Source organism: Mesorhizobium sp. Root102 (genome assembly GCF_001425625.1).
Lineage (GTDB): Bacteria > Pseudomonadota > Alphaproteobacteria > Rhizobiales > Rhizobiaceae > Mesorhizobium.
On sequence record NZ_LMCP01000020.1, the window covers coordinates 20,744 to 32,568 of the forward strand.

Genomic DNA, 11,825 nt, shown 5'->3' on the forward strand with positions numbered 1-11,825 from the left:
GGGGCAGAGCTGTCGCAGATATGCGACACTCGGTACCGGTCGAATGCTGGGCATGGGCTGACAAGTCCAACCCCATCCGCAACTCTTCCCAGTGACACGTCACATCCCGTGGCGCTGCATATTGGGAGGAAGACAATGAACAAGGTGGAATTTTCCCGCACGGCCAAGGTTCCCTTCGCCAAGCGCTATGAGAACTTTATCGGCGGCAAATGGGTGGCACCGCTGTCTGGAAAATATTTCGAGAACATCTCGCCGGTAAACGGCCGGCCGCTGGGCGAGGTCGCTCGGTCCGACGCCCGGGACATCGAGGCAGCGCTCGACGCCGCGCACAAGGCCAAGGATGCCTGGGGCAGGACAAGCGCCGCCGCCCGCGCTTTGATCCTCAACCGCATCGCCGACCGCATGGAGGACAATCTCGACCTGCTGGCCCTCGCCGAGACCTGGGACAACGGCAAGCCGATCCGCGAAACGACCGCCGCCGATCTGCCGCTGGCGATCGACCATTTCCGCTATTTCGCCAGCGCCGTGCGTAGCCAGGAAGGCGGCATCTCCGAGATCGATCACGACACCGTCGCCTATCATTTTCATGAGCCGCTTGGCGTCGTCGGTCAGATCATTCCCTGGAACTTCCCCCTGCTGATGGCGGTGTGGAAGCTGGCGCCCGCACTTGCCGCCGGCAACTGCGTCGTGCTGAAGCCGGCCGAACAGACGCCCGCCACCATCATGCTTTGGGCCGACCTTGTCGGCGACCTCTTGCCCGACGGCGTGCTCAACATCGTCAACGGCTTTGGCCTCGAGGCCGGCAAGCCGCTCGCTTCGTCGAACCGCATCGCCAAGATCGCCTTCACCGGCGAGACGACGACCGGCCGGCTGATCTCGCAATATGCGAGCCAGAACCTCATCCCGGTGACGCTCGAACTCGGCGGCAAGTCGCCCAACATCTTCTTCCAGGACGTGACATCGGAGGATGACGACTTTTTCGACAAGGCGATCGAAGGCTTCGTCATGTTCGCGCTCAATCAGGGCGAGGTCTGCACCTGCCCGAGCCGGGCGCTGGTGCATGAGAAGATCTACGACAAGTTCATGGAAAAGGCTCTGAAGCGGGTCGAGGCAATCGTCCAGGGCGATCCGCTCGATCCGGCAACGATGATTGGCGCGCAGGCGTCGGGCGAACAGCTGGAAAAGATCCTGAGCTATTTCGACATCGGCCGGCAGGAGGGCGCCGAAGTGCTGATCGGTGGCGAACAGAACCATCTGCCGGGCGATCTGGCGGGCGGCTACTATGTCAAGCCGACCGTGTTCAGGGGCCACAACAAGATGCGCGTCTTCCAGGAGGAGATCTTCGGGCCGGTGGTTTCCGTCACCACCTTCAAGGATGATGACGAAGCGCTGTCCATCGCCAATGACACGCTCTACGGCCTCGGCGCCGGCATCTGGAGCCGCGACGCGAACCGCTGCTACCGGTTCGGCCGCGCCATCCAGGCGGGACGCGTCTGGACCAACTGCTACCATGCCTATCCCGCGCATGCGGCGTTCGGCGGCTACAAGCAGTCGGGCATCGGCCGCGAGAACCACAAGATGATGCTCGACCACTATCAGCAGACCAAGAACATGCTGGTCAGCTACAGCCCGAAGAAACTCGGCTTCTTCTGATCGCCCGCAAAGGCGGTATCTCAGGCGGCGCGGCCAACAGGCCGCGCCGCCGCATTGGCCTTTGGGAGGATTGTCATGCTCGATAAGGTGTCCATGGGAAAGGTTTCCGCGACGCCCGCAGCCAAGGTTTTTCTGGCCGAAATCATCGCCGATCACGGTCCGGTGCTGTTTCACCAGTCTGGCGGCTGCTGTGACGGGTCGTCGCCCATGTGCTATCCTCAGGGGGATTTCATCGTCGGCGACAATGATCTCCTGCTGGGTGGGATCGGCGAGACGCCGGTCTACATCAGCGCTTCGCAATATGAGGTGTGGAAACACACCGATCTCATCATCGACGTCGTGCCAGGCAGGGGCGGCATGTTCTCGCTCGACAACGGGCGTGAAAGGCGGTTCCTGACGCGTTCAACTGTTTGTGCTGTGCCGGCGCCTACGCGCACAGGGGATTGACCTCACCGCTCCGTCAGGGGCAGAAACGGTCATGTTCAATCTGCTTCTCGTTGTGGTCGGCGGCGGCATCGGCGCCGGCATTCGTCATCTCACCAGCATGGGCGCTCTGCGCCTTGTCGGCCCCAACTATCCCTGGGGCACGATGGCCATCAACATCGTCGGTTCCTTCGCCATGGGCCTGTTCATCGCCATCCTCGCGCGCCGCGGCGGATCGAACGACCTCAGACTGTTCGTCGCCACCGGCATTCTCGGCGGCTTCACCACTTTTTCCGCGTTCTCGCTCGATTTCGCGACGCTTTGGGAGCGGGGAGCCACGCTGCCGGCGTTTGGATATGCCCTTGCCAGCGTCATTGGCGCCATTATCGCCCTGTTTCTGGGACTTTGGCTCGCAAGAACCGTTTCATAATGCTATTGCCGCGCCGAGGGCAGGCCGAGCTCTGCTCGGGAAACGGATAAGCGAAAACATATGGCAGGCGTTGAACAGATTACGGTGGAGGCCGGCGAGGCGGGCATGCGGCTCGATCGCTGGTTCAAGACCCACTTCCCGGGCCTTGGTTTTGGCCATCTGCAAAAGCTGCTGCGCTCCGGCCAGATCCGCGTCGACGGCGGCCGGGTCAAGGCCGACACCCGCGTCGAACCCGGCCAGATGGTCCGCGTTCCGCCGCTCGAGGTCGACAAGAAGGGCGAGAGCGCGCTGACCGGTCACTCGATCCGCAATCAGGGCGATGCCGACGTCCTGGCGAAAATGCTGATCCACGAAGATCCCAAGGTTTTCGTCTTCAACAAGCCGGCGGGCCTTGCCGTGCAAGGCGGCTCGGGCGTCACCCGCAATGTCGACGACATGCTGGAGGCCTGGCGCAACCAGAAGGGCGAGAAGCCGCGGCTGGTGCATCGGCTCGATCGCGACACCTCGGGCGTGCTGGTCGTCGCCCGCACCCGCCTTGCCGCCATGAAGCTCTCGGAAGCGTTTCGCGCCCGCGAGACCAAGAAGACCTATTGGGCGCTGGTCAAGGGCGTGCCGCCCAAGCGCGAGGACAAGATCTCGACCTGGCTGATCAAGGAGCCGACGCCGGACGGTGACCGCGTGCGTGTCGCAGCGCATGGCGAAAAGGGCGCCGACCACGCCGTAACCTACTACCGTATCATCGAGCAGGCGGCGCAGACGATGACCTGGCTGGAAATGGAGCCCTACACGGGTCGCACGCACCAGCTTCGCGTCCATGCCGCTTACATCGGCTGCCCGATCCTGGGCGATCCGAAATATTTCGAGGCCGATACCAACTGGGACTTTCCCGGCGGCATTCAAAACCGCCTGCACCTGCATGCGCGCCGCATCATCATTCCGCACCCGGACAAGGGCGTCATCGATGTCACCGCGCCGATGCCGCCGCATATGCGCCAGAGCTGGAACCTGATCGGCTTCGACGACGCCAGCGCGGAGGACTGATTGTGAGCGGCGCCACCGACGCGCTCGACCGGCGCGACACGGTCGACATGGCCGCTGCCGCCATCATGGTCGGCCTGACCTTTTCCTGGGGGCTGAACTATGTCGCCGCCAAGATCTCCTACGCCGGCTACGACCCCGTCTTCCTGTCGATTGCGCGCTCGATCATCGGCGGCTTGTGTGTGTTCGCCTGGTGCCGGTGGCGCGGCATAGCGCTTTTCACCCGTGATGGAACATTGCTCGCCGGCATCGCGGTTGGCGCGCTTTTCGGCATCGAGTTCCTTTGCCTTTATGTTGGTCTGGAGCACACCACCGTTGCCCGCAACACGCTGCTGGTCAACACAATGCCGTTCTGGATGCTGCTCGGCGGCCATTTCCTGCTCGGTGAGCAGATCACCGTGCGCAAGTTGCTTGGTCTGCTGCTGGCCTTTGCTGGCCTTGCCGCGGTGTTTTCCGACAAGCTCGGCGGCGGCGGGGACATGCTGTTCGGCGATCTCCTGAGCCTCGGCTCCGGATTTTTCTGGGCCTTGACCAACATTCTCATCAAGCGGTCGAAGCTGGTCGAGGCGAGTGCTGAAAAGCTTCTGCTCTATCAGCTCGCCGGCGCGGCAATCGTCGGCATGTTGGTGTTGCCTCTCGCCGGTCCGGCCGTTCGCGACCCGACCGTGCTGCCGACTTTGGCTCTGCTTTTCCAGGCGGTCTACATCGTCGCCTTCACCTATGTGCTGTGGTTCTGGCTGCTGCGGCGCTATCCGGCGTCAGGCCTGTCGAGTTTCACCTTCCTGTCGCCGGTTTTCGGCGTGCTGTGCGGCGCCATGTTCTTGAATGAGCCGCTGACCATGCGCATTTTGCTGGCACTTGGCCTGATCGCCGCCGGCCTGATCATCGTCAACCGGCCGGTGCGCAAGCTGACGCTGGTGTGAGAGAGACTTCCATGCGTGATATCCTCAACGATCTCGAAGCGGGCAAACATCTTTCCGACCCAGATCCGGTGCGCCGCGCTCAGATCCAGATGAAGACGCATCTGCCGAAGCGCTTCTACAAGACCGTCTCGGTCGCGCCTGTGGACAATGGCTTTGCCGTGCATCTCGACGGCAAGCCGGTGCGCACGCCGGCCAAGGCGCTGCTGGCACTGCCGACCGAGGCGGCGGCGGCGCTCGTCGCCGACGAGTTCGCCGCACAGGACGAGACCATCGATCCGGTGACCATGCCGGTGATGCGCCTTGTGAACACCGCCATCGATGGCGTCGCCAGCGACCCGCAGGCGGTGCTGGAAGACATTCTGCGCTTCGCCTCATCCGATCTGCTCTGCTATCGCGCCGACGCGCCGCAGGGGCTGGTGGATTGGCAGAACCAGCACTGGGACCCGGTGATCGACTGGGCGAGGGCGACGCTCGGGGCTCGCTTTAATCTCGCCGAGGGGATCATCCATGTCGAGCAGCCGCGTGAGACCATCGCCGTGCTGGGCAGCCATCTTGCCCAGCGCGCCGACCCGCTGCGGCTCGCCGCCATCCATGTGATGACCTCGCTGACCGGCTCGGCGCTGCTGGCGCTGGCTGTCGATCTCGGCGAGCTCGACGCCGAGGCTGCCTGGGCTGCCGGCCATGTCGACGAGGACTGGCAAATCGAGCATTGGGGGCAGGACGCCGAAGCGGTCGCGCGCCGCTCGGGCCGCAAGCGCGACATGATGGCCGCTATCGGCCTGCTCGAAGCGCTCAAGGGCTGACGGGCTTCGCCGCTCGCTCCACTTCATCCCGCAGCGCACCTAATACCAAAGTCATAATCCCAAAGACGCGCTGCCTTTGGCGGCTGCTTTCTGTCATTTCTTCCGGGATGGCTGTCATGAGTCCGCGTTCGGAGGAGAACACGGACAAATGCTGTGCAGCATCGAGGACAAGGGTCTCACGGGAGGACAACTCAATGGCAATGGCATCAACCGCCGGAGCAAGCCGCGGCATGACGCGAGAGGAGAAGAAGGTCATCTTCGCTTCCTCGCTCGGTACCGTTTTCGAATGGTATGATTTCTATCTCTACGGCTCGCTGGCCGTGTTCATTGGTTCGACCTTTTTCAGTCCAGCCATTCCGGAAGCGACGCGCAACATCTTCGCGCTGCTGGCTTTCGCCGCCGGCTTCCTGGTACGCCCGTTCGGCGCATTGCTCTTCGGCCGCATCGGCGACCTTGTCGGCCGTAAATATACTTTCCTCGTCACCATGACGATCATGGGCCTGTCGACCTTCCTGGTCGGCTTGCTCCCTGGCTATGCGACCTTGGGCATCGCGGCTCCCGTGATCCTGATCATCTTGCGCATGCTACAGGGCCTGGCGCTCGGTGGTGAATATGGTGGCGCGGCCACCTATGTCGCCGAGCATGCGCCTGATGACCGCCGCGGCTTCTACACATCATGGATCCAGACGACGGCGACGCTCGGCCTCTTCCTGTCACTGATCGTCATCCTGATCGTGCAGGCGTCACTGAGCAAGGAAAGCTACGCCGCCTGGGGTTGGCGCATTCCTTTCATCGTCTCCTTCCTGTTGCTCGCCGTTTCAATCTGGATCCGGCTGTCTCTCTCCGAATCTCCGACCTTCCAGAAGATGAAGGACGAAGGGAAAGGCTCCAAGGCGCCGCTTTCGGAAGCCTTTGGCCAGTGGAAGAATGCCAAGATCGCCATCCTGGCGCTGCTCGGCCTCACCGCCGGCCAGGCCGTGGTGTGGTACAACGGCCAGTTCTATGCGCTGTTCTTCCTGACCAGCGTGCTCAAGGTCGACGCGCAGTCTGTCAACATCATGATCGCCATCGCGCTGGCGATCGGCTCGATCTTCTTCGTCGTCTTCGGCTGGCTCTCTGACAAGATCGGCCGCAAGCCGATTATTATGGCGGGCCTTGCCCTGGCGATTGTCTGCACCTTCCCGCTGTTCAAGGCACTGACCTGGGCTGCCAATCCGGCGCTTGCCACGGCCCAGCAGAACACGCGGGCGACGGTGACGGCTGCACCTGGCGACTGCAAGTTCCAGTTCAATCCGGTCGGCACGGCGAAGTTCACGACATCCTGCGACATCGCGACTTCGTTCCTGACCAAAAACTCGGTTCCCTATGATGTGGAGTCGACGGCCGCGGCCGGAACACCCGCATCGGTCAAGATCGGCAACGAGACGGTGGATTCCTATGACGCTATCGCCGCTGGCGATCAGGCCAAGGCCAAGGACGCAGCCTTCGTGAAAGCCGTCAACATGTCGTTGCGGGACGGCGGCTATCCGCTGAAGCGCGCGGCAATCAAGGTTGCGGACCAGAAACTCGACGCGTTTGTCGCCGCCAACCCGGAACTGAAGCTGGACGCCGCCGCCATCCGCGCCGGTGAGAAGGCGACGGTGCCGATCGACCAGGCGGTCAAGGACAAGCTGCTGACCACCGATGAGGCGGCTGGCGCACCTGAAGTCACCGTCTACAATATTCCGGGCGGCGGCGCGTTCGCCATGTTCGCCGATCCGGCGGCCGTGAACTGGCCAATGACGATCGGCATACTGTTCATCCTGATCCTGTTCGTGACCATGGTCTACGGGCCGATCGCGGCGATCCTGGTCGAGATGTTCCCGACCCGCATTCGCTACACTGGCATGTCGCTGCCCTATCACATTGGCAATGGCTGGTTCGGCGGTCTGCTGCCGGCCACCGTGTTTGCGCTCAGTGCCTACAAAGGCGACATCTACTACGGCCTTTGGTATCCGGTGATCATCGCCGCGATGACGCTGGTCATCGGCATGATCTTCGTCAAGGACACGCTGGGAACCGATCTGAACACCAAGCAGTAACGGACTACTCAGGAACCAACAGAAAACCCGGCGCGAGCGATCGCGCCGGGTTTTTCAATACGTGTCAGACTGGTGATGGGGGCAGGGGTTAACTTTGCCGTTCCTGCTTCTCGTCCTCGATGGCCGCCTCGTGATACCAGCCATCGCCGAAATCCGTCCATACACCACGCAGCGAGGCAAGCTCTGCCGCAAACTTAGCCTTGCTGCTCAAATTTGAGGCAGAGGCCCGCGTTGCCGCCGGGAACATCAGAATTTTGGCCGACGGTCGCGTGGAAATGATTTCCATTGTCGAGCTCCTTTCTTCTGCCGAACCTTGTCGATTCAACTTGATCTGAAGATAAGGTCTGCAACCAAGATAGGCAATATGCCTACGAAAAGATCAGTATTTGCCTATTATTTGTGCGTATTGCGGCTGTGATTGATGCGGACGCATTGCTTAGGCGGCGCGCCAACTTCAATGGAATGCCGCGTCAATTTTGCCGCACCCTCCAGGCCAAGAGTGGCACACGAATTGCGTTTTAAGGATCCGGCAGGGCCGGCTGCTGATGGCAGACGCATGTCGACGCCGTTCAGTGTTCGGTGATCAAGCAACGAGAGGCTAGAATGACGAAATACAAGCTCGAGTACATTTGGCTCGATGGATACACCCCGGTCCCCAACCTTCGCGGCAAGACGCAGATCAAGGAATTCGCCGAATTCCCGACGCTCGAGCAGCTGCCGCTGTGGGGCTTCGATGGTTCCTCGACCCAGCAGGCCGAGGGGCACAGCTCCGACTGCGTGCTGAAGCCGGTTGCCGTTTATCCGGATCCCGCCCGCACCAACGGCGTGCTGGTCATGTGCGAAGTCATGATGCCAGATGGTGTCACGCCGCATGCCTCCAACAAGCGCGCCACCATCCTCGATGACGAGGGCGCCTGGTTCGGCTTCGAGCAGGAATATTTCTTCTACAAGGATGGCCGCCCGCTCGGCTTCCCCGAGAGCGGCTATCCCGCACCGCAGGGTCCGTACTACACCGGCGTCGGATATTCCAATGTCGGCTCGGTCGCGCGCCAGATCGTCGAGGAGCATCTCGACCTCTGTCTCGCCGCCGGCATCAACCACGAAGGCATCAATGCCGAAGTGGCCAAGGGCCAGTGGGAATTCCAGATTTTCGGCAAGGGCTCCAAGAAGGCCGCCGACCAGATGTGGATGGCCCGCTACCTGATGCAGCGCCTGACCGAGAAATACGGCATCGACATCGAATACCACTGCAAGCCGCTCGGCGACACCGACTGGAACGGTTCGGGTATGCACGCCAACTTCTCGACCGCCTATATGCGCGAAGTCGGCGGCAAGGCCTATTTCGAAGCGCTGATGGCGGCTTTCGACAAGAACCTGATGGATCACATCGCCGTCTACGGTCCGGACAACGACAAGCGCTTGACCGGTAAGCACGAGACCGCACCGTGGAACCGGTTCAGCTATGGCATCGCCGACCGCGGCGCCTCGATCCGCGTGCCGCATTCCTTCATCAAGAGCGACTACAAGGGCTACCTGGAAGACCGCCGGCCGAACTCGCAGGGTGACCCCTACCAGATCGCCTCGCAGATCCTGAAGACGATCGCTTCGGTGCCGGCAAGCGCCCAGGTTTCCGCTGCCGCATAAGCATTTCGGTATAGATGACAAGAAGCCCCGGCGAGAGAACGCCGGGGCTTCTTGCTTGTGAGCTGATGAAAATAGCCAAGTGTCCGGCGAAGGCCGGGGTTCCTTTTTTGCCGTTGTCCGGCGGATCGCGTCCCGGACAGAACATACCCAGAAAAAGTCAGGCAATTCAGGCGGTCGGAATCCCGCTGGATTCCCGGCCGTGGCCGTAGGCGGTTCCAGCTATCACTTTTCGGAAAAGCCCGGAAAACCGCCTTTTCCAGCCCCTGTTTGTGGTTACTGCCCTTCCATAAGCATCTGTTCATGCAACGAAATCGGCCATCCACAGCCCGGTTGGCGGCGTTGACAGGTCGCAGCGCGGCATGCGTATTCGCAGGCCTTGGGGTTACGTCACGCAATGCTGTTCGAACGGGCGGGGTTTTCTTGAACGGCGGCATTGGCGGGGGCGCCGGACGAGCGGTCACTGTAGCCTGAGACAGTGCTCCGCTCGCTCCTGGCTTCATGTTCGCGATCGAATTGTGATCCGCTTTCCATTCATCTGACTTTGCTGAACCCGGGACTGACGTCACCGGATCGATGTGTCGTGCCTGCCGATGGACCGCGCGCTCATGAACCCAGACATACGCGCGAGCGTCGAAAACTCAACGCAGATACGCTGCTCATGTCCAGTCGGCGCGCGCGAAATCGGGCTCGATCAGCAGGCACGCCCTATCGGTGCGCAGCAAAAAGCCCTTGAAAGAGGGAAATCTTTCAAGGGCTTGAATATTGGATTGAACCTTAGTCTGAGATGGATCTCAGACGGAATAGTACATGTCGTACTCGACTGGGTGCGGGGTCATTTCGAAGCGCATCACCTCGGCCATCTTCAGCTCGATATAGCTGTCGATCTGGTCGTCGTCGAACACGCCACCGGCCTTCAGGAAACCTCGGTCCTTGTCGAGGCTCTGGAGGGCTTCGCGCAGCGAGCCGCAGACGGTCGGGATCTTCTTCAATTCCTTCGGCGGCAGGTCGTAGAGGTCCTTGTCCATCGGTTGGCCGGGATGGATCTTGTTCTTGATGCCGTCAAGGCCGGCCATCAGCAGCGCAGCGAAGCCGAGATAGGGGTTCGCGCCCGGATCGGGGAATCGGATCTCGACGCGCTTGGCCTTCGGCGACGAGCCGAACGGGATGCGGCAGGAGGCCGAGCGGTTGCGCGCCGAATAGGCGAGCAGCACCGGCGCTTCGTAACCCGGCACCAGACGCTTGTAGGAGTTGGTCAGCGGATTGGTGAAGGCGTTGATCGCCTTGGCGTGCTTGATGATGCCGCCGATGTAGAACAGGCAGCTTTCCGACAGGCCGGCATATTCATTGCCGGCGAAGGTCGGCTTGCCGTTCTTCCAGATCGACATGTGGACGTGCATGCCCGAGCCGTTGTCGCCGAAGATCGGTTTTGGCATGAAGGTCGCTGTCTTGCCGTAGGCGTTGGCAACCTGGTGCACGACGTACTTGTAGATCAGCATCTTGTCGGCATTGCGCACCAGCGCGTCGAACTTGATGCCGAGTTCGTGCTGGGCGGCTGCCACCTCGTGGTGGTGCTTTTCGACGCGCACGCCCATTTCGGCGAGCACGGTCAGCATTTCCGAGCGCATGTCCTGCGCGCTGTCGATCGGCGGCACGGGGAAATAGCCGCCCTTGACGCGCGGACGGTGACCGAGATTGCCGGTCTCATAGTCGGTGTCGTCGTTCGACGGCAGCTCGGTCGAGTCGAGCTTGAAGCCGGTGTTGTAGGGGTCGGCCTTGTACTTCACGTCGTCGAACACGAAGAATTCGGCTTCCGGGCCGACAAAGATGGTGTCGCCGATGCCTTCCGCCTTCATATAGGCCTCGGCCTTCTTGGCCGTACCGCGCGGATCGCGGTTGTAGGATTCACCCGAAACCGGATCGAGGATGTCGCACAGGATGACCATGGTCGACTGCGCGAAGAACGGGTCCATGTGGACCGTTTCAGGATCGGGCATCAGCACCATGTCGGACTCGTTGATGGCCTTCCAGCCGGCAATCGACGAGCCGTCGAACATCACGCCATCGGCGAACATGTCTTCCTCGACCTCGATGACATCCATCGTCACGTGCTGCAGCTTGCCCTTCGGGTCTGTGAAGCGCAGGTCGACGAATTTCACGTCGTTGTCCTTGATCTGCTTCATGATGTCTTTGGCTGTCGTCATGTCATGTATCCCTGTGTGATGACGTTTTTTGATGATGACGTTTTCAGGAGGATGGCCGGGTCAGGTCAGACCGCGTCCATGCCCGTTTCGCCGGTGCGGATTCGCACGACTTCCTCGATATTGGAAACGAAGATTTTGCCGTCGCCGATGCGGCCGGTCTGGGCCGCCTTGCGGATGGCCTCGATCGCACCTTCGACCGCGTCGTCGCCAAGCACGACCTCGATCTTCACCTTGGGCAGGAAATCGACGACATATTCGGCGCCGCGGTAGAGTTCGGTATGGCCCTTCTGGCGACCGAAGCCTTTTGCCTCGGTGACAGTGATGCCCTGCAGTCCGGCCTCCTGAAGCGCTTCCTTCACTTCGTCCAGCTTGAATGGCTTGATGATCGCTTCGATCTTTTTCATGTAAAAAGTGGCCTCCACTGCCAAAAAAACGGGTTGTGAGCCCCCGCTTGCGCCTCCATCTAGCACGAACTGTGCCAATTGGACGGATTCGAAGCGGTCTCATACGATTTCAAAGCCGCGCCGCGCCGGGATGCAAATTCGCGTCATTCGCTGCACCGGAAGCGGCACGGGCTGCCGGAGCTTACATAGCGCCGGAACCAGCGTCCGCACAAAAATTAGGCATAT

At 61.3% G+C, this 11,825-nt stretch carries 12 protein-coding genes; 8 read left to right on the forward strand and 4 right to left on the reverse strand.

Annotated features, from left to right (window positions below):
• Nucleotides 1-135 precede the first annotated feature (135 nt).
• From adh to ASD12_RS17600, 6 genes are all read left to right on the forward strand, one after another.
• Nucleotides 136-1,653, forward strand: coding sequence for an aldehyde dehydrogenase (gene adh, locus ASD12_RS17575; protein ID WP_056588624.1), 1,518 nt, complete (start codon nucleotides 136-138; stop codon nucleotides 1,651-1,653).
• A gap of 75 nt (nucleotides 1,654-1,728) precedes the next feature.
• A complete protein-coding gene (locus ASD12_RS17580) occupies nucleotides 1,729-2,100 on the forward strand; it encodes a DUF779 domain-containing protein (RefSeq protein WP_056588626.1) in 372 nt (123 codons plus the stop codon).
• Nucleotides 2,101-2,131: 31 nt separating this feature from the next.
• Nucleotides 2,132-2,506: a fluoride efflux transporter CrcB gene (gene crcB, locus ASD12_RS17585; protein WP_056588628.1), complete on the forward strand. Its 375-nt coding sequence runs from the start codon at nucleotides 2,132-2,134 to the stop codon at nucleotides 2,504-2,506.
• A gap of 60 nt (nucleotides 2,507-2,566) precedes the next feature.
• Nucleotides 2,567-3,547, forward strand: a complete 981-nt coding sequence (locus ASD12_RS17590) for an RluA family pseudouridine synthase (protein ID WP_056588630.1) — start codon at nucleotides 2,567-2,569, stop codon at nucleotides 3,545-3,547.
• A 47-nt stretch (nucleotides 3,548-3,594) separates the two neighbouring features.
• Nucleotides 3,595-4,467, forward strand: a complete 873-nt coding sequence (locus tag ASD12_RS17595) for a DMT family transporter (protein ID WP_056588805.1) — start codon at nucleotides 3,595-3,597, stop codon at nucleotides 4,465-4,467.
• Nucleotides 4,468-4,478: 11 nt separating this feature from the next.
• Nucleotides 4,479-5,270 (forward strand): ATP12 family chaperone protein, encoded by a 792-nt coding sequence (locus tag ASD12_RS17600; protein WP_056588632.1) that lies wholly within the window; start codon nucleotides 4,479-4,481, stop codon nucleotides 5,268-5,270.
• Here ASD12_RS17600 and ASD12_RS34640 read toward each other — a convergent pair.
• Entirely contained in the window at nucleotides 5,260-5,526 is a 267-nt protein-coding gene (locus ASD12_RS34640; RefSeq protein WP_162252258.1) for a hypothetical protein, read from the reverse strand. The two genes, ASD12_RS17600 and ASD12_RS34640, sit on opposite strands and share 11 nt — an antisense overlap.
• Between ASD12_RS34640 and ASD12_RS17605 the strand changes: the two genes are divergently transcribed.
• A complete protein-coding gene (locus ASD12_RS17605; protein ID WP_056588634.1) occupies nucleotides 5,465-7,351 on the forward strand; it encodes an MFS transporter in 1,887 nt (628 codons plus the stop codon). The two genes, ASD12_RS34640 and ASD12_RS17605, sit on opposite strands and share 62 nt — an antisense overlap.
• A gap of 88 nt (nucleotides 7,352-7,439) precedes the next feature.
• On the opposite strand, the gene ASD12_RS17610 is transcribed toward ASD12_RS17605, so the two are convergent.
• Nucleotides 7,440-7,637 (reverse strand): DUF2735 domain-containing protein, encoded by a 198-nt coding sequence (locus ASD12_RS17610; protein WP_056588636.1) that lies wholly within the window; start codon nucleotides 7,635-7,637, stop codon nucleotides 7,440-7,442.
• A gap of 317 nt (nucleotides 7,638-7,954) precedes the next feature.
• Between ASD12_RS17610 and ASD12_RS17615 the strand changes: the two genes are divergently transcribed.
• Nucleotides 7,955-8,995, forward strand: a complete 1,041-nt coding sequence (locus tag ASD12_RS17615) for a glutamine synthetase beta-grasp domain-containing protein (RefSeq protein WP_056588638.1) — start codon at nucleotides 7,955-7,957, stop codon at nucleotides 8,993-8,995.
• A 791-nt stretch (nucleotides 8,996-9,786) separates the two neighbouring features.
• Here ASD12_RS17615 and glnA read toward each other — a convergent pair.
• A complete protein-coding gene (glnA, locus tag ASD12_RS17620; protein ID WP_056588641.1) occupies nucleotides 9,787-11,196 on the reverse strand; it encodes a type I glutamate--ammonia ligase in 1,410 nt (469 codons plus the stop codon).
• Between the two features lie 65 nt (nucleotides 11,197-11,261).
• Nucleotides 11,262-11,600, reverse strand: coding sequence for a P-II family nitrogen regulator (locus ASD12_RS17625; RefSeq protein ID WP_006205430.1), 339 nt, complete (start codon nucleotides 11,598-11,600; stop codon nucleotides 11,262-11,264).
• Nucleotides 11,601-11,825 lie beyond the last annotated feature (225 nt).